The sequence below is a fragment of the Mesorhizobium sp. M7A.F.Ca.US.007.01.2.1 genome (genome assembly GCF_003998165.1).
GTDB classification, from domain to species: Bacteria; Pseudomonadota; Alphaproteobacteria; order Rhizobiales; family Rhizobiaceae; genus Mesorhizobium; species Mesorhizobium ciceri.
This window is the reverse complement of sequence record NZ_RZQP01000019.1, coordinates 24,092-45,572: the sequence shown is the minus strand read 5'-3', so window position 1 is coordinate 45,572 and position 21,481 is coordinate 24,092. Positions and strand designations below refer to the sequence as shown.

The window sequence follows — 21,481 nt, the reverse complement described above, 5'->3', positions numbered from 1 at the left end:
CCATGGATTGGCGCCGGATCGTGACCCAGTCATTTGACGAACGCCGAGATTGACAAGCCAGTGCATGGAACCTAAGCACGGGCGGCTAGGGCCGGGGGGTTCAGGCATGTCAAGGAGAGCTTCTTGAAAGGAATTATCCTTGCTGGAGGCAGTGGAACGCGTCTTTATCCACTAACATTAGCAGTCTCTAAGCAAATTCTGCCGATATACGACAAGCCGATGATCTATTATCCGCTGAGCGTTCTGATGCTCGCGGGTATCCGAGAGATTCTGATCATTTCGACGCCGCGTGACCTGCCGGTTTTTCGCGATCTGCTTGGCGATGGATCGGAGTTCGGGCTCGACCTGTCCTATGCCGAGCAGCCGCAGCCCAACGGGCTGGCGGAAGCCTTCATCATCGGCCGCAATTTTATCGGCAAGGACAACGTGTCGATGATTCTCGGCGACAACATCTATTTCGGCGATGGGCTGTCGCAGCTTTGCCGCGACGCTGCCTCGCGCGAAAAGGGCGCTTCGGTGTTCGCCTATCATGTCGAGGATCCCCAGCGTTATGGCGTGGTTTCCTTCGACAAGACCACGGGAACGGCGCTGACGATCGAGGAAAAGCCGCAGGTGCCGAAATCCAACTGGGCGGTCACCGGTCTCTACTTCTACGACAACGATGTCGTCGACATCGCCCCTGCCATCCGTCCCTCGGCGCGCGGTGAGCTCGAGATCACGGCGGTCAACAACGTCTACCTTGAGCGCGGCCAGTTGCATGTGCATCGGTTGGGGCGCGGCTATGCCTGGCTCGACACCGGCACCCATGACAGCCTGCATGAGGCCTCGTCCTTCGTGCGCACCATCGAGCACCGCCAGGGCATCAAGGTCGCCTGTCCCGAAGAGATCGCCTTTGAACAGGGTTGGCTGACTGTGGACCAGGTTCTGCGTCGCGCCGATCACCTGGGTAAGAACGAATATGCCGCCTATCTGCGCCGGCGTGTCGTCGACCTGTCGGAGGCCTAGGTGCTGGAAGTCAGGCCCCTTGGCATCGATGGCGTGCTGGAAATCGTTCCGAAGCGACATGGCGACGCGCGCGGCTTCTTCGTGGAAACCTACAATGCCGAGCGCTTTTCGCAGGCCGGCATAGACTTGGCTTTCGTGCAGGACAATCATTCCTATTCCGCCGCGGCGGGCGTCTTGCGAGGGCTTCACTATCAGCTTGCGCCGCGCGCCCAGGACAAGCTGCTGCGCGTCATCCGGGGCAGCATTCTCGACGTTGCGGTCGACATTCGCCGCGGTTCGAAAACCTTCGGAAAATGGGTCGCTCTCGAAGTGTCGGCCGAAAAGGGCAACCAGATTCTGGTGCCGAAAGGCTTCGCGCACGGCTTCGTGACGCTCGTGCCCGACACCGAGGTCCTGTACAAGGTGACCGACACCTATTCGCAGGCGCATGACCGGTCGATCCGTTTCGACGATCCCGCCATCGGCATCGAATGGCCGTCATTGACCGGCGGGTTCCAGCTCTCGGACAAGGACCTCAAGGCGCCGCTGCTGGCTGCCGCCGAGGTGTTCGCCTGATGGGTTATTTGAGGACAGCGGCATGAATTTTCTGGTGACGGGCGGTGCTGGCTTTATCGGTTCGGCGGTGTGCCGGCATCTATGCGCCAACCCGGCCTATCGGGTGACCAATCTCGACAAGCTGACCTATGCGGGAAACCTGGCCTCGCTGCGGCCGATCGAGAACGCACACAATTATCGCTTCGCGCAGGCCGATATCTGCGACGAAAGGGCCGTGCTCGACATCCTCCGGCGCGACGATATCGACATCGTCATGAACCTTGCCGCCGAGAGCCATGTCGACCGCTCGATCGATGGGCCGGGCACTTTTATCGAGACCAACATCGTCGGCACCTACAAGATGCTCAATGCCGCGCTGGAGTACTGGCGCGGCCTGCCCGAGGACAGGAAGAGCCATTTCCGCTTCCATCATGTCTCGACCGATGAGGTGTTTGGCGATCTTCCGTTCGATGGCGGCATGTTCGTCGAGGAAACGCCCTACGCGCCATCCTCGCCCTACTCCGCCTCGAAAGCGGCCTCGGACCATCTGGTGCGGGCCTGGCACGAAACCTATGGCCTGCCGGTCGTGCTTTCCAATTGCTCGAACAACTATGGACCCTATCACTTTCCCGAAAAGCTGATCCCGCTGGTCATCCTCAATGCGCTCGACGAAAAGCCGCTGCCGGTCTATGGCGCCGGCGCCAATGTGCGCGACTGGCTGTTCGTCGAGGATCACGCGCGCGCGCTGGAACTTGTCGCAACCAGGGGACTGCCGGGCGAAAGCTACAATGTCGGCGGCAATTCCGAGCGGACGAACCTTGGCGTCGTCGAGACGATCTGCGATCTGCTCGACAGCAGGCGGCCGCGGGCAGGGGGCAAGAGCTATCGCGACCTGATTTCCTTCGTCACCGACCGCCCCGGTCACGATCGCCGCTATGCCATCGACGCCTCGAAGATAGGCCGGGACCTGGGCTGGACGCCCAATGAGAATTTCGACAGCGGCCTCGCCAAGACCGTCGACTGGTTTCTCGACAACAAATGGTGGTGGGGACCGATCCGCGAGCAGCGCTATGCCGGTGAACGGCTGGGCGAAGCACGCAAGGGGGCGGCGTGAGGCTGGTTGTCACCGGGCGCGACGGACAAGTCGCGGCAAGCCTCCTGGAGGCCGCCCAGGCGGCCACCGGCGTTGAGGTCATCGCCATTGGCCGTCCGCAACTCGACCTTGCAAGACCCGACACGGTGATCGAAGCCATCGCGGCCGCGAAGCCGGATATCGTCGTGTCGGCTGCCGCCTACACGGCGGTGGATCAGGCCGAGGACGAGCCCGATCTGGCATTCGCGGTGAACGCCGTCGGCGCCGGCAAGGTGGCGCAAGCCGCGGCGGAGCTTGGCGTTCCCGTCATCCATCTTTCGACCGACTATGTCTTCGACGGCACCGCCCCCGGCGCCTATGTCGAGACCGACGCCACTGCACCGCGCAGCGTCTATGGCGCCTCCAAGCTTGCCGGCGAACAGGCGGTTGCATCGGCCAATCCGCGCCATCTGATCCTGCGCACGGCATGGGTCTACAGCCCGTTCGGCAAGAATTTCGTGAAAACCATGCTGCGGCTGGCCGCCGACCGCGACGAGATTTCGGTTGTGGCCGATCAGTGGGGAAATCCAACATCGGCACTTGATATCGCCGACGCAATCCTGCATGCGGCGGCACAGCTGCACGAGGGCGCCGCCACATCCGGCATCTATCATCTGGCCGGAACCGGCGAGGCCAACTGGAGCGGCTTTGCCCGCCATATCCTCGACACAAGCCGCGTGTTGGGTGGTCCCTGGGCGCGGGTACGGGACATTGCTACGATGGACTACCCAACCAAGGCGCGCCGCCCCGCCAATTCCCGGCTATCGAGCGCGAAATTCGCCGACGTGTTCGGCTGGAATGCACCGGACTGGCGTCAATCGACGGAGGCAGTGGTGCGCCGGCTACTAGCCGGTGAGACGAAACAGGCATTGACGGCATGAACAAGCACCCTGCAGCGGAAAACACGCGCGATGCCGCTCCTGTCGACGAGCCGGCGCCGAAAGCGCGCAAGGCAAAGGCGGCCAAGCGCACCTGCATCATGGTGCTGGGGATGCACCGCTCGGGCACCAGCGCGTTGACGAGGGCGATCAATCTGCTGGGCGCGGAGCTGCCTAAAAATATGCTGGGCGCCAATCCGACCAATCCTGCCGGCCATTGGGAACCTCTGCGGCTGATAGAACTTCATGAGCAGATGCTTGCTGAAGCAGGCAGCTGCTGGGACGATTGGCGATCCTTCGACCAGGCCGATCTCGGCGCGCAACGTCTTCGCTTTTACAAGGCCGAGATCGCGCGGTTGATAGACGAGGAATACGGCAACGCGCCGCTATTTGTCCTGAAGGAGCCGCGTATCTCACGTTTCGTGCCGCTTTATGCGGAAGTCTTGAAGCGCATGCGCATCGACGTTCGTTACGTTCTGACTGAGCGCAACCCGCTCGCAGTCGTCGCTTCGCTTGAAAAGCGAGGCAGTTTTACCCATGGCTTCAGCGCGCTTTTGTGGTTGCGGCATGAGCTAGAGGCTGAGTATGCGACACGCGACTACCCGCGCGTTTTCTTGTCGTACGAAACTATGCTCGACGACTGGAGCTCTGGGGTGGAAAAAATGACAGCTACCCTCCAGATAGAGTGGCCGCAGCCAATCCCTACTGCAGAGACAGTACTTTCAACGCATTTTTCAACGGCGCACCAGCATCATGTTGCAAGCAGAGAGCGTCTTGAAGCCGATCCGCGCACGACTAGATGGGTGAAGGACACATATAGCGCCCTGATGACCCTCGAAGGGGACCCGAACGACGCTGGCGCCATGGCACGGCTTGACACAATAAGAGCTGCTTTCAACAGCGTCAGTCCGGTGTTCGGTGAGGCCTTTTTTTCTGAGATGCGCGTTCGCTCGGCTATAAGCGCTGAAAGGTATTCCCAAATCGAGCATCTTGCAGAGACGCAAGCTGGAGAGATTGATCGGCGAACGGAGGAACTTGAAAGTCTCCGAAGAGAAATGGTTGACAAAGATGCCTCCCTCGCGAGGCAGCAGGACGCCCTTCAACACCTAACCGACGCGCAGTTGGCGAGCGTCGAAGCGTTGACCGCGGATCGGGAAGCAAGGGAGAGGGATAGAAACGCTCGCGAGATCGAATTGAACGAAGAAGTGGATCGGCTAGCGCGACTGGTGAGCGAAGCAGAGCGTCAGTCCGAATTTTTGACGCAGGAATTGAAGGTACTCCGCGCCGATCAAGAAAAGATACTTCAGGAACGAGATCAGGCTCTGGGTGAAAAGCAGAACGTCCTTGAGGAACTCAGAGCCGGTTACACGAGCTATGTATGGCGAATGGCGTCTTTGTTTCGGCGGAAGACAAAAGGTAAGAGTCCACAGTAGATGCGTATCGCCAGTTTTACAATGTTTAAAAATGAAGAGGCGATACTTGGTCCTTTTTGCGATCAAATCGACGAGTTTTTCGATTTATCCTTCTTCGTGGATCATTCGTCTGTCGACAATTCTTCTGTCCTCATAAGAGAAAGGCTAGAAAAGGCAGAGATTTTCAAGCTTGTATCGAGCGGATATCCTCAGGCGCAGCTGGCTAATATATTCTCAAGGCTAGCTTTCGAAGATTTTAACGCAGATTTTCTTCTATTTCTAGATTGTGACGAGTACCTGCCGTTCGCAAACAGAAAAGAACTAGAAAAAGCGATTGAAAATAACAAAGGATATTTCGATTTTAATTGGAGAAACATTGTTCCTACAAATCTAGACGGGAGGAGTAGTTTTTCAGAAGGATTTGTCACGCTATCGAAGCCGTCAAAATATACCAAGATTGGGATATCTCGGGAGTTTTATCGCTCATATCCCGAAATGACCGTTACGCAGGGTTATCATACTGTCATAGGTATTCCGAAATCGGTTTTACCTTCTAAGGTATCTTCCCTCGGCTTGCTTCATATGCCAATCCCGTTCCGAGATAAGTATCTGCAGAAGATGAAGTTATCCGCCAAGGTTGTGCGAGAGGACAGGTTTCTCAACGAAAACCGCCTAGGATCTCACTGGATCGAGCACGATGAGCTCATACAGAGACAGGATCTTTCTGACGATGATCTTAAGAATATCGGATTGCTCTATCCAGACATCGATCTAAAGGCAAAAACTCGACCTGTACGGCTCGATTTCAATTTTCCTTATGTTCGAAGTGGATTCGAGCCGGAGAAATTGACGGAGGGCTCTCCCAGTATCAATCCGGCAATCGATGGGTTTTATTTGCTTGATGGCTCTGGTCGAATGATATTTAGATCAGACGGTGAGGTTCTTTCTGCGGTGTTCGTAGAAAATTTAGGAAAGAATTCGATGGAACGTGAAAATAGAGTTGGTAAGAATGCTATGGATCAGATTGACGTTGCTTTATTCGATCCTGTTGACGTGCAGGACAGATATGTAGCCCCTCTCTTCTCGCTGCCTCGAAAGTTGCCGATTACGGCATGGGGTGGCCATATCCCCTTTCTATTTGTGCTATTTCGAAATCTGAAACCTGCGCATTACGTTGATCTCGGCGTGCATTTTGGAGCGAGTCTGATTGCTGCAGCTACGGCTGCGCAAAGTTATGACTTGAAGACCAATTTGTGGGGCGTGGATACTTGGGAAGGGGATGACCATGCCGGGCGTTATGAAGGAGAAAGGATATATGATGACCTTCAGTCGTTCCTAGGTCGGAGTTTTTCAGGTGTTCACCTGATTCGATCGACGTTTGATCAGGCGAGAGCGGAGTTTGAAAACCAGTCTGTCGACATGCTTCATATCGATGGATTGCACACCTACGAGGCAGTTAAGCACGACTACGAAAATTGGCTGCCAGTCATGAGTGACAAAGGTGTGGTCATGTTCCACGACATTAGCGTGCGTGAACGCGACTTTGGGGTATGGCGGCTCTGGGGGGAGCTAAAACATAAGTTCCCATCGTTGGAGTTTACCCATTCGCATGGATTAGGGGTGCTGTTTGTTGGATCGAAGAGCTTGAGCGATCCGTATCTCAGGCGGCTCGTCGAAGATGCGCGCCTATTCAATGCGTATCGTGCCACTGTGTCGCAGATTGCAGATCTGCTGCCCCTTCGCTCCGCATATCTAGCCGCCGAAATGCCGCCTGAGCCGTTGCTCGTTGCTGATCCTGGCAATCAATCCAGTTCAGGGGAAGTCAAGGAAATGAGGAAGCAATTGACCGATGCTCAGTGGGCCCTGCAGCATTATAAGAATCAGTTGCAGACAATTCGGCAGCACTACGAGGCTTCAACGAGTTGGAAGATGACTGCACCGCTTCGGTACCTCAAGGGGTGGATGGGCAAGTAGGTGTGTCGAAGATGCGGATAGGATTTGTTGGACCTTATACTTATTTCGAGAATCATTTCCCGGAGAACTGGAGAGGCAGAGATGATGTCTTGTGCCTCGATGTTGATGAGTGGGACTATTCTTTTTTAACCAGGATGATTAATTTCAGACCCGACTTAACGGTATTCTATAGGCCGGAATTATATCCAAAGAAATATATAAAGTCTATCACTGGAAAAAGGGTCGCTTTCTTAAGTGAGCCAATCCAACTGCCTGGGCAATTGGAGACGCCGGAAAGCGCACTTCGAAGTAGCGTGTATTCCAGGATGAGTTGGGAGAGCTATCACTATTGTATATATTATGACGCAACTAAAAAATCGGCTATCGAAAAAAGGGGGTGGCCGATCAATGCTTATCGACCTTTGCCTATTGATACTTCCGCCTTTCGTCCAAATGCAGGTCGTCGGCCGATAGATGTGGCTTTCATAGGTAAGCCTACACCACATAGGGTCGCGGAACTCGATTTTTTACGTTCGACGGACTTAAAATTTGCATGGGTGGCCCATGGATTGTCCGGGCGAGCCTTGGCTGCCTTGTTCAGAAGATCGAAGGTTGTCCTTAACATTCACGCGGACGAAATGCCTTCCTTTGAGCCTAGAATCTATCTTGGGGCAGCCTGTGGTTGTGTGGTTCTGTCTGAGACTTTGGGGCAGCGCCCGGAGGCAATGAAGGAATCCATAGTCGAATATACGGGATCTCTGGACTACGCGAGCGTCAAGCGCGCGTTGAGGCTCTTTAGCTCGGGCGGATCACAAAAGGCTTCGGAGCTCGAGTCTTTGAGCCTTGGCGTTGGCCGGTTTTTGCAAGAGCTGGAAATGGCGATTTCGGTGTAGCTATGGTCACTTTTTCTATAATAACGTGTACTAATAACATAAATAATTATCGGCGTATGATGGATAGTTTCTCTATGGTTGGCAATAACCAATACGATATTGAGTTCGTGCCAATTTATGGAGCTGAATCTATGACTTCCGGTTATAATTCAGGGATAGATCGCGCGAGCGGTGACTGGCTGATTTTCTGTCATGACGATATAGAAATCATAAAAGTTAGGAGCCGAATTTTATCTGCCGCTTTCGAAGAGTTTGATGTCTTTGGCGTCTGTGGGACAAGTCGCTGTCAATCGTCAAATTGGTATTATTCTGACCCCGGTGAATTGCTTGGAAGAGTAGTTGTTCCCGGCGATTATGCTGGCCGGGGGGATAAGATTGAGGTTTTTTCTCCTGTTGAAGATAATTGCAAAGCTCAGGCTTTGGATGGGATATTCATTGCATCGAGGGCTAGCGTGGCAAGGGAATTGCGATTCTCAGAGGAGATACCTGGGTTCACGTGCTATGACATTGATTTCTCCTATAGGTGCCATATTCACGGATATAGCGTTGGCGTCACTGGCGGGATTTTGATGAAGCACTATAGTAAGGTTGATTCTTTTAGTGAAAAAAAGATGTCGGACTGGCGGTTAAGTCAGAGGATTATTTCGACTAAGTTTAATTTTTATCGTAAGTTCGATGATGGAGTTCGGCATTTCACAGTGCCGTTCGCTGAGGATTTATAAAATTGCGCCAAGTGGCTGGGTGAGTTGAGATGGTGTTGATTCTGAGCCTCATTCGCCGGGAGATTACCGGCCGTTATCGCGGCTCTGTGCTGGGGCTGTTGTGGTCGCTGCTCAATCCGCTGTTCATGCTGGCTGTCTACACCTTCGTGTTCGGCGTAGTAATGAAGTCGCGCTGGACGATGCCTGACCAGCAGAGCGCGACACATTCAACTGGTGAGTTCGCGGTGGTCCTGTTCTGTGGGCTTATCGTCTTCCAGTTCTTTGCTGAGGTGGTTTCGCTTGCGCCTGGGTTGATCGTCGCCAATGCCAACTACGTCAAGAAGGTCGTGTTTCCGATCCAGATCCTGCCTGTGGTTTCGGCAGGTGCCGCCTTGTTTCACGCAGCAGTCAGCCTGCTCGTGTTGTTGGTATTTGCCTATGTGATCTTCGGCAGCATTCCGCTGACGGTGGTTCTGGCGCCGGTGGTCCTGGCGCCACTGATGGTGTTGGTGCTTGGCATAGCCTGGATATTGTCATCGATCGGCGTCTATTTTCGCGACATGGGCCAGATTGTAGCCCCACTTGTGACGGCGACGATGTTCCTCTCTCCGGTTTTTTTCCAGAGGACCGCGCTGCCTACCTGGCTGCAACCATGGCTCTCATTCAATCCGCTCGCTATTCCCGTCGAGAGCTTTCGCGACACGGTTCTCTTCGGTGTGTGGCCGGACTGGATGGCGCTGGGCAATTATTCGATCGCGGCTATTGCGATCGCCTTTCTCGGCTATCAGTTTTTCCAGAGGACACGCAGGGGCTTTGCCGATGTGCTCTGATAGGTTTGGCGGCCGGCGCTCGTGCATCGCCGCGCGTGTGCGCGACATGTTGAAGCGTTTCTCGTTTTGATTGGATCGTTGGCCATGACCAGCAGTGATATTATTGCTATCCGTCTGCAGGATGTGACGAAGGTATTTCGTATCTATCCGCGCCCCCAGGATCGATTGATCCAAATGGCAACCCTAGGCCGTGTTCGCAGGTTTCGGGAATATCCGGCCATACACGGAGTGTCGTTTGACGTTTTTGAGGGAGAGACGATCGGCATCATCGGCCGCAACGGCAGCGGCAAATCCACGCTTCTTCAGATGATTGCGGGCAACTTGCAGCCGACCTCAGGATCGATCGAACGAAAAGGCAAGCTGTACTCGCTGCAGCTTGGGACCGGCTTCGACCCGGACTTCACCGGACGCGAGAACGCATATCTTGGTGCCGCGATTCTTGGAATGTCGAGGTCCGACGCGGAAGCCAGAATGGGTTCGATCCTGGAGTTCGCGGGCATCGGCGATTTCATCGATCAACCGGTCAAGACCTATTCGAGTGGCATGTATGCACGCCTGGCCTTCGCCGTCGCTGCGCATCTGCCGACGGAAATTCTCCTCGTGGACGAGGTCCTGGCCGTTGGCGATATGGCCTTTTCACAGAAATGCATGCGTTTCATCCGCGAGTTCAAGTCGCGCGGGACGATGCTGTTGTGCGCGCACGATCTGAGCTCGGTGATGGCCCTATGTTCCCGCGTCGTCTGGGTCGACGGTGGCAGGATCCGCATGATCGGCGAGACCAAGGAGGTCTGCGACGAGTACCGCCGTGCAATCGAGCTTGAAGGCGACAGCACCGCCGAGTTGAAGTTTGGCGGTCGCCGCGGCGAGCGCCCGCCCGAAGCTCCGCCGCCTCCGGATCATCGTTCCGAAATACTGCGGTCATCCTCGCTCGCCAACGAAATCAAGGTCTTCGATTTTGACGATGACGCCACCTGGATCGGCACCCGTTCGGGGTCGATCGTTTCTGCAGGGTTGAAGACCCCTGCGGGCTTGCCGCTCACCAATCTTTCGGGTGGAGAGAGCGTACTCTTTGAAATCAAGGCAAAGGCGAATGCGGACCTTGAGCGTCCAATCCTGGGGTTCACCGTTCGTGACCGACTTGGCCAGGCTGTCTTTGCCGACAACACATTCCTAACCTATCGCCACGATGACATCGTCATACGGGCCGGGGAGACGATCATTGCCCGGTTCGCGTTTCAGATGCCCTACCTGCCGACCGGTGATTATGGAATTACGGTCGCATTAGCCACCGGAAACCAGGCGGAACACATCAAGCAGCACCGCGTCGATGATGCCATTTTCTTTCACGTTCTCTCATCGCATGTAGCGAAAGGCCTGATGGGTATCCCCATGCAGTCGATCACGATGGAAACTTTGGGTGGCCAGGAGTTTTCCGCATGAAGGACCATGGCGACCTTTATCTCGATCTCCTGAAGCGCTCGCTGCTGAACTGCGTGTATCTCGATAATGAGCTTCGCATCATCTATCTGCGCAACTGCATTGCGGGCTCCGAAGTGTTCGACCCCCGCGTGTTGCACGATATTCGCCATGAACGGGCCGATGCCTATGCCGAGATGATCGCAGGGCGCGCCGATGGCAGATTCTTTAGCCGCAGCATCCACAATGCGGGATATTCGCATACGATGATCGGGCAGGCGCGTCTGGACATGCTCCACGAGTGTCTCGACACAGTGGTTGGAGACGGCATTCCGGGCGATTTTGTCGAGTGTGGCGTCTGGCGCGGCGGCAGCTGTATTTTCATGGCGGGATATCTGAAAATTAACCCGGCCGAAAACCGCCGGATATTTGTCGCCGACAGCTTCGAAGGACTACCTCCTCCGAGCCTTGCACAGGATGCCGGACTTGACCTGAGCAAGACAGTCTATCCCGAGCTTGCGGTCAGTGAGGAAACTGTTCGCGAGAATTTTGGCGTTTACGGGCTGGAGTCCGATTCGGTCGTTTTTGCCAAAGGGTGGTTCAAGGACACACTTCCTCGGCTACAGACGCGTGAAATTGCCTTGCTTCGCCTGGATGGCGATCTTTATGAATCCACGATGGATTCCCTCGATGCGCTCTACGAGAAAGTTTCGCCAGGTGGTATCGTGATCATCGATGACTACGCGATCGAGCAATGTCGTCTCGCGGTCGCAGACTATTTTGCGCGCACGTTGCGCGATCTTCCTCAAATGCACCAGGTCGATTGGACGGGCGTTTGGTTCCGCAAGGCCGCGTGATGGATTACCTTCAAGCCCTCTCGTCGATACACAGGATATTGCGACCCCGAAACTATCTCGAAATCGGATCGCGTTTCGGCCATAGCCTTGCGTTGTCGGAGGCTTCGTCGATCGGGGTCGATCCGGACTATGAAATCAGGGTACCGCTGAAGGCGCCAACGCGTTTGTTCGCTGAAACGAGTGACGACTTCTTCAAGCGTGACGTCGCCGCGCTGGTGGGGGGGCCGGTCGATCTCGCCTTTATCGACGGCATGCACAATGCGGAGTTTGCCCTCCGCGATTTCATCAATTGTGAGCGTGCGAGCCACGCGCAGGGCGTCATTGTGATCGACGATGTTTTGCCACGCGACATCGCTCACACGAGCCGTGAGCGCAACACTCAGGTTTGGACTGGTGATGTCTATAAGCTGGTTACGATATTGCGGAAATTCCGACCTGACCTGATCGTGGAAACATACGATGTCGAGATGAAGGGACTGTGCATCGTCTCGGGATTGAGGCCGGGCGACGCCACCCTTACGGAAGCCTATCGCGATATCGAGGCTGGGATTCTGAACGGCCGCTACCAATTGGATACGATCGAGGAAATCGCCGGAATTGTCGCACCGCGGCCGGCGGCCTCATTGCAAGACGATCTTGAGCGACTGAATGAGTGTCGCTCGAAACGAAGTTACGTGACGGGCCTGGCTGGCCCCGGTCTCCCTGCTTATCACGCCGGGACGATGGAATATCGTTACCGTGGGATTCCGTGTCTAAAAAGCCCTGTCGACATCGCAATCTATCTGCGGTTGCTGGACCAACTGCGGCCTGCATCGATCATCGAGATCGGGTCGAAACATGGCGGAAGCGCCATGCTGTTCCGCGACGTTTGCCGGGCAATGGATATCCAGGCCCAAATCGTTTCTATCGATCTGGATCAGCCTGGCTTGGCCGCTTCGGAAGGAATTCGGTTCGTTCAAGGGGATGCGGCCAATCTTGAGGTCCCGTTTCGCCAGCACGAACTTTTCGACTTGCCACGGCCCTGGCTGGTGGTCGAGGATTCGGCTCATAGCTACGCCGTGTGCACCTCGGTTCTGGAGTTTTTCGAAGAGCATCTTCGCACCGGCGAATATCTCGTCATGGAAGACGGCGTGCTCGAAGATCTCGGATGGTCGGCCCGGTATGAGGGGGGGCCCAACAGAGCGATTGCGGAATTTCTTGCCAGAGGCTTCGGGTCTTTTGAAATAGACGTTGCCTACTGTGATATGTTCGGTCGGAACATGACTTACAATCCTAATGGATATCTACGAAAGACATGAGGCTTTTTCCACGAAAGCATCGACCGTTCCTATCGGTGATCATCTGCATACATGACATGGCAAGAGAGGCGCCGCGTACGATCCTGTCCGCTTGCCGCCCTTATCAAAAAAATGTCTCGTCGGAGGACTATGAGGTCATTGTCGTCGACAATGGCTCGGCAGTTCCTTTTACGCTGCGCGATAGCGCCGGTTTGTCGCCGGTGCCCCGGATTGTCAGCATGCCTGACCCGCGACCGTCCCCTGTCTTTGCGCTCAACTGGGCAGCAAGGCACGTGGCCAGGGGCACGCATATCCTCTTTGCGATCGACGGCGCCCGCATTTTTTCGGATCAATTGATCTCCAATACGTTGAAGGCACACTCAATGTGTGCGGATGCGTTCGTCTATACTCTCGGCTGCCACCTAGGGCCGAGCGTGCAGATGGTCTCGACCACCCAAGGATATAATGAGGACGTTGAGGACAGGCTGATCGCGGAAAGCGGTTGGCCTTCGAAGTCGTCCGCTCTCTACGATATTTCGGTATTTGCGGGCTCTTCCAGCAACGGCTTCTGGAAACCGATCGTTGAAAGCAACGCGTTTTCGGTGCCGCGCCATCTCCTCGACAAGATGGGCGGTTTCCACCAAGGCTTTGTTTCCCCTGGTGCTGGCTTGGCCAACCTCGAGATTTTCGCGCGATACGTTCAACGCCACGGTGCCAAAAATGTCTGCCTGCTATCGGACATGACATTTCATCAAGTGCATGGTGGAGTTGCAACGTCAGGCAAGCTTCATCATTCCACCTTCGCGCAGGAGTATCTTTCGATTTTCCAACGCGAGTACCAGCGTCCGTATTTTGACGCGATTTATCTCGGTCCTCTTCGCCCGGAGGCTGCGAAATTTGCGAGCATTGGCCTGGTTTGAGGCGTCCGGCGAACAAGCGATTCCAATAGCCACTCCCTGGCGATGAGCCGGGGACAATAGTTCAGATAACCTATAATGCCACGACTTCGGCTTCGGTGCTGTACAGGGTCGATTCCAAGCACACGCTACGAATTGACCGGGCAGTCCGGCGTATTTCGAAAAAACCTCTAGCTATGCCCTCCGCCCCGCAGTATGCGATACACCACGGCGGGGGCCGGGGATGGCACTTAGGGTGGATTGGTCGCGAAGTATCTTCGTGTTCGCACTTCGCTGGTGTCGATGCCCTTGAGCCTGGAGTCTAGTGCCGTCCAATGAAATCCCACCTTGAAGCTGTGTTCGGGCTCAGGCCACAGATGCGGCGCGCCTTCATCATGGTCCAGGACGTGGTCATGGTCCTGGTCGCCGTGGCACTCAGCCTTATTCTTTCGCGGTCGAATCTTTCGTTCGAAGCGTTCTCCAACGAGGGTCTGGCGACATGGGCGGGCATCGTCGTCATCAGCCATTTGTTGTTCCGCTACAGTGGCCTCTACACCACGGTGTGGCGCTTCGCCTCGACGCCGGACTTTTTCAACATCCTGAAGAGCTGCGCGATTTTGACGTTCACTCTTTACATGGCGTCGCTGCTGCTGCGTTTTTACCGGCCGGTGGCGGGGCTCAACGAGCGTCAGTTCATCGTCTTCTTCCTCGTCTCCTTCACCATCATATCGGCACCCCGGCTGTTCTACCGCTTCCTGCGTGACGGCGCGAGCTGGGGGATTCTGGGCCGCAAGACCGACGCCAGGCAGGCCAAGCGCGCTCTGTTTGTCGGCCGGCTCGGCGAGGCCGACCTGATCATTCGCTTCACCCGCACGGCGCAACCGGCGGACTATTCCATCGCAGGCATCATGGCGACCGAGCGCGGCGCACCGTTGGGCACGCGGATTCAAGGTGTTCCCGTGGTGGCGACCATGCCGCGCCTGATCGATGTCCTGGAAGACTATGCGACCGGCACCAAAAGCCTGGACCTGCTGATTTTCGGCAGCGGCGCCGAGCATGAAATCGAGGACTATCCGGAACTTGTGCGCATTGCCCGGCACGGCGACATAAATGTGGTGCAGTTCTCAGGCCTTTCGGAGTTGGAGCAGCACGGAAAGCTGGTTCTCGACACCGTCGAGATGGAAACGATCCTGCGCCGTCCGACGGTCGCGGCCGACATCCAGCGCATCGGCGCCTTTGTGGGGGGCAAACGCGTTCTTGTGACCGGCGGTGCCGGTTCGATCGGCCAGACGCTGGTCAGGCGGTCGCTGGAACTGGGAGCCGAGGCGGTGCTGGTCGCCGACAACTCCGAGTTCGGCATTTTCCAGCTGAGCCAGTACGTTGACGAGAAGGACCACGACCGCCTCAAGGTGCGCATCGTCGATGTCGCGGACCGGCGCCAGATAACGCGTGTCGTCACGGAATTCCGGCCGGACATCATCTTTCACGCCGCGGCGCTCAAGCACGTTCCGCTGCTCGAGGAAAACTGGGATTCGGCCATCCAGACCAATATCTTCGGAACGCTCGTCTGTGCCGAAGTCGCCGCCAAGTGCGGGGTTGCGCAATTTGTCCTGATATCGAGCGACAAGGCGGTGGATCCCTCGTCGGTGCTTGGCATGACGAAGCGGGCCGCCGAACAGATCATCAGCGCCTTGCATGGCACGCCGGCAGGCGAGACGGGTGGGCGTCGTCCGGCCACCAAGTTCATTGCAGTGCGGTTCGGCAATGTCTTCGGCAGCAATGGTTCTGTGGCGACCATATTCCAGGCGCAGATCGAGGCTGGAGGGCCGGTCACCATCACCGACCGGCGCATGACGCGCTATTTCATGACCGTGGCCGAAGCCGTCGATCTCGTCATCATGTCGGCGGCCGATGCCGCGTCGCGGCAGAGCGGAGACGATTATGCCGTCTATATGCTCGACATGGGCAAGCCGGTGCCGATCCTTGAAGTGGCCGAAACGATGATCCGCTTGTCCGGAAAGAGCCCATACAAGGACGTCGCGATCCGGTTCACCGGCATAAGGCCGGGCGAAAAACTCCACGAAACGCTGCATGGCGAAGACGAGGAACTCGTCGAACTCGGCATCTCGAAGATTTTCGGCCTCAGCACGGACGTCGTGGAATGGTCGGATGTCCAGGTCGCGCTCACGGCGCTGCAGCAGTCGGCGAAAAACCAGGACAAGGCTGCCGCGCTCGCCGCATTGGCAGGTCTCGACCGCGCCAAGAAGGCCAGGGCAAGTGCACGTCAAGACGCGATTCCGAAGACGGCCGGGCAGGCGACCTAGAACAATTCCGGGAAAAGCGCACGGCGCTTACCTTTGGGAATTGCGCCAAATCAAAGAGGTAGATCCAATCAGAATCAGAAAGCGATCTTGCTCGTGAGCAAAGATGATCTGCGCATCGCGGTCCTGATGGGCACGAAAGACGGCGCCGCCTTCATCGAGGAGCAGCTGCAGTCCCTGCTCGAGCAGTCGCACCCTCTGGTCGACCTGTGGATTTCAGACGATGGCTCCACCGATGGCACGACCGCCATCATCGAGGCATGGAAATCCCGCTGGCGGCCCAAGGGTCGAATGACGCTCGTCGAGGGGCCGCGGCAAGGCTTCGCCGCCAATTTCCGCTCGATGATCGTCGAGCGACGCATCGAGGCGGACTGCTATGCCTTCTGCGACCAGGATGATATCTGGGAGCCCGACAGGCTGGAGAGCGCTATCGACTGGATGCGGACCCAGGATGCGAAAATCCCGCTGATGTTTTGTTCGCGAACCGCGACCATGACGGAAACAGGAAGCCTTGTCGGCCATTCGCCTTTGTTTGCCCGGCCGCCAACCTTTCGCAACGCGCTTGTGCAAAGCATCGCCGGCGGCAACACCATCCTGCTCAACGCAGCGGCACGCGACCTGCTGGCCAGGGCCTGCATGCGGACCGGGTTCGTCAGCCACGACTGGTGGGCCTATCTCATCGTGACCGCTGCCGGTGGCATCGTCCGCTACGATCCGCGGCCGCTGGTGCGCTACCGGCAGCATGCGGCAAACCTGGTCGGCGCCAACGTATCCTGGAAAGCAAGGGTGTCCCGGCTTGGCCGCCTGTTCAAGGGGGAATTCGCCGGCTGGACGGACCTCAACCTGGATGGCCTCGCCGTCAATCGCGACCTCCTGACCGAGGACGCGGCGGCGTGCCTCGACCTTTTCACCCGCGGGCGCGACGGCGGCCTTTTCCGCCGCTTGGCAGGCTTGCGCCGAAGCGGCGTCTATCGGCAGACCGTTTCCGGAAACCTGGGGCTCTATCTCGCCTTCGTCCTGGGGCGCATCTGAACATTGCGACGGTTGCGTGGCGCGCTTGGTCAAGAGATCGGCTCATGCTACGTCGACCGGATTGACGGCATTGGCCTGCGGCATTGCCTCGGGACTTCGGCAGGGAGCACTATCGGCCGTTCATGAAGGCAGCCAAGCAAATCTTCGATCTTGCCGGTGCGGCTCTGCTGCTGGTGGCGACATCTCCTGTCTTGGCGCTCACCGTCCTTGCCGTTCGGGCATCGTCGCCGGGCCCGGCCATTTTTTCACAGGTGCGGGTCGGCCGTGACGGTCGGCTTTTCCGCTGCCACAAGTTGCGCACGATGTATGTCGGGACGCCGTCGCTACCCTCGCATGAGGCGCCGGCGGATTCCGTGACATCGGTTGGAAAAGTCTTGCGGAAGTTCAAGCTGGATGAGCTGCCGCAATTCTGGAACGTCTTGAAGGGCGAAATGAGCCTGGTCGGGCCGCGGCCCTGCCTGCCGACCCAGACGGAATTGATCGAGTGTCGCAGGCGGCTGGGGGTTTTGGCGGCGCTGCCGGGCATAACAGGCCTGGCCCAGATCAGGGGCATCGACATGTCTAACCCGGAGCTCTTGGCGCAAACGGATGCTGCCTACCTCCGCACCGCGTCGTTCTGGCTCGATCTTCGGATCCTGTTTGGAACGCTCTACCGAAGCTGAGCAGACCATGATCCCAAAAGTGGAAACCGGTTTTTGGAAAAGATCATGGTCAAGCAAGAAAGTCAGGATCTGCTGAGCCGCGCCAGCTCGGCCAGCCGCTCAAGCGTGCCGGCTTCGGGCGTCCACCCCTGCGATATCAGCAGGGCGGGGTCGCATATCTGTGTCGCGGTCAGGCTGTCCCAGAACGCCCGCCTGCCGAGTGCGGCCACCACCGGCCGTATCGGCCCGGCCGGCACCGCCATCAGGCGCACAGGCCGCCCCAAACCTCTGCGAAAGGCGGCGATGACGGCGTCGAGGGCGACCGGCGGCACATCGGCGCCGACATAGATCGGGCGAAGCGGCCCGGAATGGCTGAGCAGGTGCGACACTGCTCGCACCGCGGCCTCGGAAGACATCAGCGAACGGATTCCGGTCAGGGCACCCGTCGGCAGCGGCAGCGGCGTATCGGCAAGGCGCATCAGCGTTGCCAGATTTCCCCTCATGCCGCTTCCATAGACCGGAGGCAGGCGCAACACGGCGGCGTCGGAGCGGCCATGCGACGCATAGGCGTCCAAAACCGTGATCTCGCTTTCGCGCTTCGAGCGTCCATAGGCGCATTGTGGGGCAGGAAGCGTGTCCTCGTCGATCGTTGCGCTGACGTGCGCGCCGATCACCGCCCGGATCGAGGAGAGATGAATGAAACGTCCGCTTATCTGGGCCACCGCTGCATGCGCCAGCCTTGCGCTCAGTTCCACATTGGCCGCCTGGTAATCGGCTTCGGTTGCATTTCCCCGATCATTGTTGAGGCCAGCGCAATGGACGACGTCAGTCATATGCCGGGTCAGTTCCAGAAAGGCGGCGGCCGGCGCATCGAAGCCGGGCATCGGCACAGTCTCGTTCTCCGAACCAAGCCTCTCGGGATGGCGGGAGGCGAGGCGAAGCTCGGCACCGGCTTCGCGTAAGTGGCGCACGACAAGACGCCCGATGAAACCTGTCGCGCCCGTGACCAGAACCTTCATGGCCTTGCCCGAGACAGGTCTTGCGTGACTGGTGCAAGTGCCGGTTCGTCCAGCAAAGGAACATGGCGTCCGGAGGCGAGATATGTTCCGCTCACCAGGAAGACCATCAGCACCGAGTCCAGAATGTCATGGCCGACCAGGATGCCTGTCATTCCGGCCGTCAGATAGGTGATCACCACGACGATAATCATGGTGGCGCCGAACCGCTCGTTCGGATCGCTGCTGTTTCGCAAGACCCGGGCGGCATTTCCAGCAGCAACGATAAAGATCGCTGCCAGCGTCACGGCGCCCAGAATTCCTGCTTGCACCAAGGCGGTCAGGAAGCCGTTGTGGAAATGGTTGAAGCCTGTGTCCATCGCGAACTGCTCATGAAAGCCCTGTTTGATCAAAAGCTGGGTTGCACCCACACCGTGCCCGAACAGTGGCATGTCATGGAATGCTTTGAGGCCGATCTCCCAAAGCGCAACACGTATTCCCAACGAGGTGTCGTAGTTGCCGCTGGCTCCAAGCGCACCCCAATCGGAGCGCAAAAAGTCGACCCGCCCGGATATCGCCTGGAAGCTGGAAGCGGCGATCACGACGCCGACCGCCGCCAGCAACAGCAGCAGGCGAACGGCATTCCTGCCCCTGAGCCTGTGCCTGTTGATCAGCATGACGGCTATGCCGGCGATCAGCAGTGCCAGCCAGATGGTACGCGAGCCGGAATAGATGACGGCGATCGTCCCGGCCAGTGTCGCGTAGAAGAGGGGTGTCCGGGCTTGCTCAATACTGGACAAGGCGCCAGCCACACACGTCACCACGGCAAGGCAGACGACGGTTGCGAAGACGATCGGATTTCCGGCTCCCCCCTCCGCCCTGACGCCAATCCAATATTGCTGGATGACGGCCATGAGCAGCGCGACAAAGCAGGCGGCCATGCTGGAAAGCACGACGATGCGGGCAAGCGTGGTTTTCTGCGTGTTGCTCCAGGTCGAATAGGACACGGGAAAAAACAGGAAGGTGACGAGCGGGATAAGATGCGGCGCATCCCGGACAAACGAGTTGTTGACGATGGACGCCAGGAGATTGGCGGCGCAGTAGGCATAGATCGCGACCGTCATCCAGATCATGGGCCGGTCGGCGTTGAAGCGCCTTTTCCCTAAAGCAATCAGCAGGGCGGACGAAAGGCCTCCGCCATTGAACACAAAGCTGACCACCGACCCCAGAACCGGTGGAAAAAAGAAGCAAAGGATGGAGAAGTAGTTGTTGATCCGCGAAGGCGAGAATTGCTGTGCGAGGGATGAAAGCCGGCTCAATTTTCGGGCTCGCTGTTTTCGGCAAGTGTCATGCGGCGGATCTTGTTTAGCGAAGTTGAATGCGCTCGCCTCGAAATTGCCCAGGCCTCATAACGCGCTTGCCCGCTGCCGAAGCTGGTATAGCGGCCGCCCCCCGTTTTCAATAGTGTATCTGGTGGATTGCCACCGAAAATCGGCGGCAGGCGACGGTCGGCCAAGGGAAGTCGCTTGAAAGCCGTAGCCGGCCATTCAAGCAATATTTTCCCCGCGTTTTCTCGGTTGTTGAGCTTGCGGGCAGGAATTTCCGGGTTTGATGGTATCTGTGGAAAATTCATTCTCGAACCATGTGCGGCCGGGCCAGTCTTGCATTGTTCTTGACAACGGCGATCTGCTAGAACGCCGGCACGAGGAAGATTGTCCAGAAACAAGGCTCGAACCGGGCGCAAAAGCTCGATGATTTGAGGCAGGTCTTCTGTTGGAAATACGAAAGAACGCCCACGGTCCATGACAACAGCGCTTACGCATCTTCAGCGGCTTGAGGCCGAGTCCATCCATATATTCCGCGAGGTTGCGGCCGCCTTTGCCAAGCCGGTCATGCTCTATTCGGTCGGCAAGGATTCATCCGTGTTGATGCATCTGGCGATGAAGGCGTTTTATCCCGCCAAGCCGCCATTTCCCTTTCTTCACGTCGACACGACGTGGAAGTTCCGCGAGATGATCGCTTTTCGCGATCAGATGGCGCAGAAACTCGGCTTCGATCTCCTGGTTCATGTCAACGAAGACGGCGTGCGCGACAACATCAATCCGTTCGACCATGGTTCGAACACCCACACCCATGTCATGAAGACCGTGGCGCTGCGCCAGGCGCTCGACAAATATGGCTTCGACGCGGCCTTTGGCGGCGCACGTCGCGACGAGGAGAAATCGCGCGCCAAGGAGCGCATCTTTTCCTTCCGCAATGCCCAGCATGTGTGGGATCCGAAGAACCAGCGCCCCGAAATGTGGAAGATATTCAACACCCGCATCGCATCGGGTGAATCGATCCGCGTCTTTCCGCTGTCGAACTGGACCGAGCTGGATATCTGGCAGTACATCCTGCAGGAAAGTATCCCGATCGTGCCGCTCTATTTCGCCAAGGAACGGCCGGTGGTGGAACGCGACGGCATGCTGATCCTGCGGGACGACGAGCGCATGAAACTCCGCCCCGACGAGACAGTGGAGAACCGGCTCGTGCGGTTCCGCACGCTTGGCTGCTATCCGCTGACTGGCGCCATCGAATCGGAGGCCGACACGCTGGAAGCCATCGTCGGCGAAATGCTGACGGCACGGACATCCGAACGGCAGGGTCGCCTGATCGACCGCGATGAAGCCGGCTCGATGGAAAAGAAGAAGCGCGAGGGGTACTTTTGA

20 protein-coding genes are annotated in these 21,481 nt (G+C 57.3%); 17 read left to right on the top strand and 3 right to left on the bottom strand.

All coding sequences use genetic code 11. The features are described 5' to 3' along the window. Nucleotides 1-123 precede the first annotated feature (123 nt). The 16 genes from rfbA (at nt 124) to EN949_RS05930 (ending at nt 17,799) form a co-directional block, all read left to right on the top strand. A complete protein-coding gene (rfbA, locus tag EN949_RS06005) occupies nt 124-1,005 on the top strand; it encodes a glucose-1-phosphate thymidylyltransferase RfbA (RefSeq protein WP_127365504.1) in 882 nt (293 codons plus the stop codon). Next, the gene (gene rfbC / locus EN949_RS06000; protein WP_024503666.1) at nt 1,006-1,560 is read left to right on the top strand and encodes a dTDP-4-dehydrorhamnose 3,5-epimerase; all 555 of its coding nucleotides are present in this window, start codon (nt 1,006-1,008) and stop codon (nt 1,558-1,560) included. It begins immediately after the preceding gene. Nucleotides 1,561-1,582: 22 nt separating this feature from the next. Continuing rightward, nucleotides 1,583-2,653 carry a dTDP-glucose 4,6-dehydratase gene (rfbB, locus tag EN949_RS05995; protein ID WP_024503667.1) on the top strand — a complete coding sequence of 357 codons (1,071 nt, stop codon included), beginning with the start codon at nt 1,583-1,585 and terminating at the stop codon, nt 2,651-2,653. Next, nucleotides 2,650-3,552 carry a dTDP-4-dehydrorhamnose reductase gene (gene rfbD, locus EN949_RS05990; RefSeq protein WP_127367329.1) on the top strand — a complete coding sequence of 301 codons (903 nt, stop codon included), beginning with the start codon at nt 2,650-2,652 and terminating at the stop codon, nt 3,550-3,552. The genes rfbB and rfbD overlap by 4 nt, the downstream gene beginning before the upstream one ends. Beyond that, the gene (locus EN949_RS05985) at nt 3,549-4,982 is read left to right on the top strand and encodes a sulfotransferase (protein ID WP_127367330.1); all 1,434 of its coding nucleotides are present in this window, start codon (nt 3,549-3,551) and stop codon (nt 4,980-4,982) included. Before rfbD ends, EN949_RS05985 begins: the two co-directional genes overlap by 4 nt. Next, nucleotides 4,983-6,935 (top strand): class I SAM-dependent methyltransferase, encoded by a 1,953-nt coding sequence (locus EN949_RS05980; RefSeq protein ID WP_127371651.1) that lies wholly within the window; start codon nt 4,983-4,985, stop codon nt 6,933-6,935. Then, nucleotides 6,884-7,807, top strand: a complete 924-nt coding sequence (locus EN949_RS05975) for a hypothetical protein (protein WP_127371650.1) — start codon at nt 6,884-6,886, stop codon at nt 7,805-7,807. Before EN949_RS05980 ends, EN949_RS05975 begins: the two co-directional genes overlap by 52 nt. 2 nt (nt 7,808-7,809) lie before the next feature. Then, nucleotides 7,810-8,529, top strand: a complete 720-nt coding sequence (locus EN949_RS05970) for a glycosyltransferase (RefSeq protein WP_127365698.1) — start codon at nt 7,810-7,812, stop codon at nt 8,527-8,529. A 29-nt stretch (nt 8,530-8,558) separates the two neighbouring features. Then, nucleotides 8,559-9,338: an ABC transporter permease gene (locus EN949_RS05965; RefSeq protein ID WP_127365699.1), complete on the top strand. Its 780-nt coding sequence runs from the start codon at nt 8,559-8,561 to the stop codon at nt 9,336-9,338. Nucleotides 9,339-9,422: 84 nt separating this feature from the next. Next, on the top strand, nt 9,423-10,778 hold the full coding sequence (locus EN949_RS05960) for an ABC transporter ATP-binding protein (RefSeq protein ID WP_127365700.1): 1,356 nt from the start codon (nt 9,423-9,425) through the stop codon (nt 10,776-10,778). Continuing rightward, nucleotides 10,775-11,611 (top strand): TylF/MycF/NovP-related O-methyltransferase, encoded by an 837-nt coding sequence (locus EN949_RS05955; RefSeq protein WP_127365701.1) that lies wholly within the window; start codon nt 10,775-10,777, stop codon nt 11,609-11,611. The genes EN949_RS05960 and EN949_RS05955 overlap by 4 nt, the downstream gene beginning before the upstream one ends. Continuing rightward, nucleotides 11,611-12,909, top strand: a complete 1,299-nt coding sequence (locus tag EN949_RS05950; protein WP_164754743.1) for a CmcI family methyltransferase — start codon at nt 11,611-11,613, stop codon at nt 12,907-12,909. Before EN949_RS05955 ends, EN949_RS05950 begins: the two co-directional genes overlap by 1 nt. Nucleotides 12,910-12,965: 56 nt before the next feature. Further along, complete coding sequence (locus tag EN949_RS05945) at nt 12,966-13,808, top strand: glycosyltransferase family A protein (RefSeq protein WP_127365703.1); 843 nt, start codon at nt 12,966-12,968, stop codon at nt 13,806-13,808. Between the two features lie 311 nt (nt 13,809-14,119). Next, a complete protein-coding gene (locus EN949_RS05940) occupies nt 14,120-16,108 on the top strand; it encodes a nucleoside-diphosphate sugar epimerase/dehydratase (RefSeq protein ID WP_164754745.1) in 1,989 nt (662 codons plus the stop codon). A 93-nt stretch (nt 16,109-16,201) separates the two neighbouring features. Continuing rightward, entirely contained in the window at nt 16,202-17,137 is a 936-nt protein-coding gene (locus EN949_RS05935; protein WP_127365704.1) for a glycosyltransferase family 2 protein, read from the top strand. A 122-nt stretch (nt 17,138-17,259) separates the two neighbouring features. Further along, nucleotides 17,260-17,799 carry a sugar transferase gene (locus EN949_RS05930; RefSeq protein ID WP_024503684.1) on the top strand — a complete coding sequence of 180 codons (540 nt, stop codon included), beginning with the start codon at nt 17,260-17,262 and terminating at the stop codon, nt 17,797-17,799. Nucleotides 17,800-17,861: 62 nt separating this feature from the next. Here EN949_RS05930 and EN949_RS05925 read toward each other — a convergent pair whose 3' ends face one another. The 3 genes from EN949_RS05925 to EN949_RS05915 are packed head-to-tail and all read right to left on the bottom strand — an operon-like array spanning nt 17,862 to nt 20,577. Beyond that, nucleotides 17,862-18,797, bottom strand: a complete 936-nt coding sequence (locus EN949_RS05925; protein ID WP_027164099.1) for an NAD-dependent epimerase/dehydratase family protein — start codon at nt 18,795-18,797, stop codon at nt 17,862-17,864. After that, nucleotides 18,794-20,092: an O-antigen ligase gene (locus tag EN949_RS05920; RefSeq protein ID WP_127365705.1), complete on the bottom strand. Its 1,299-nt coding sequence runs from the start codon at nt 20,090-20,092 to the stop codon at nt 18,794-18,796. The genes EN949_RS05925 and EN949_RS05920 overlap by 4 nt, the downstream gene beginning before the upstream one ends. Further along, nucleotides 20,089-20,577, bottom strand: coding sequence for a hypothetical protein (locus tag EN949_RS05915; protein ID WP_127365706.1), 489 nt, complete (start codon nt 20,575-20,577; stop codon nt 20,089-20,091). Before EN949_RS05915 ends, EN949_RS05920 begins: the two co-directional genes overlap by 4 nt. On the opposite strand from EN949_RS05915, the gene cysD reads away from it, so the two are divergent. Continuing rightward, nucleotides 20,576-21,481 carry a sulfate adenylyltransferase subunit CysD gene (cysD, locus tag EN949_RS05910; RefSeq protein ID WP_013532711.1) on the top strand — a complete coding sequence of 302 codons (906 nt, stop codon included), beginning with the start codon at nt 20,576-20,578 and terminating at the stop codon, nt 21,479-21,481. The genes EN949_RS05915 and cysD overlap by 2 nt on opposite strands.

What these genes read in the sequence shown, in the direction of transcription:
- EN949_RS05925 (WP_027164099.1), bottom strand. Translation starts at nt 18,797, where the DNA reads ATGAAGGTTCTGGTCACGGGCGCGACAGGTTTCATCGGGCGTCTTGTC.
- EN949_RS05950 (WP_164754743.1), top strand. Translation starts at nt 11,611, where the DNA reads ATGGATTACCTTCAAGCCCTCTCGTCGATACACAGGATATTGCGACCC.
- cysD (WP_013532711.1), top strand. Translation starts at nt 20,576, where the DNA reads ATGACAACAGCGCTTACGCATCTTCAGCGGCTTGAGGCCGAGTCCATC.
- EN949_RS05965 (WP_127365699.1), top strand. Translation starts at nt 8,559, where the DNA reads ATGGTGTTGATTCTGAGCCTCATTCGCCGGGAGATTACCGGCCGTTAT.
- EN949_RS05985 (WP_127367330.1), top strand. Translation starts at nt 3,549, where the DNA reads ATGAACAAGCACCCTGCAGCGGAAAACACGCGCGATGCCGCTCCTGTC.
- EN949_RS05955 (WP_127365701.1), top strand. Translation starts at nt 10,775, where the DNA reads ATGAAGGACCATGGCGACCTTTATCTCGATCTCCTGAAGCGCTCGCTG.
- EN949_RS05960 (WP_127365700.1), top strand. Translation starts at nt 9,423, where the DNA reads ATGACCAGCAGTGATATTATTGCTATCCGTCTGCAGGATGTGACGAAG.
- EN949_RS05980 (WP_127371651.1), top strand. Translation starts at nt 4,983, where the DNA reads ATGCGTATCGCCAGTTTTACAATGTTTAAAAATGAAGAGGCGATACTT.
- EN949_RS05970 (WP_127365698.1), top strand. Translation starts at nt 7,810, where the DNA reads ATGGTCACTTTTTCTATAATAACGTGTACTAATAACATAAATAATTAT.
- EN949_RS05930 (WP_024503684.1), top strand. Translation starts at nt 17,260, where the DNA reads ATGAAGGCAGCCAAGCAAATCTTCGATCTTGCCGGTGCGGCTCTGCTG.
- EN949_RS05915 (WP_127365706.1), bottom strand. Translation starts at nt 20,577, where the DNA reads ATGGACCGTGGGCGTTCTTTCGTATTTCCAACAGAAGACCTGCCTCAA.
- EN949_RS05945 (WP_127365703.1), top strand. Translation starts at nt 12,966, where the DNA reads ATGGCAAGAGAGGCGCCGCGTACGATCCTGTCCGCTTGCCGCCCTTAT.
- EN949_RS05940 (WP_164754745.1), top strand. Translation starts at nt 14,120, where the DNA reads ATGAAATCCCACCTTGAAGCTGTGTTCGGGCTCAGGCCACAGATGCGG.
- rfbB (WP_024503667.1), top strand. Translation starts at nt 1,583, where the DNA reads ATGAATTTTCTGGTGACGGGCGGTGCTGGCTTTATCGGTTCGGCGGTG.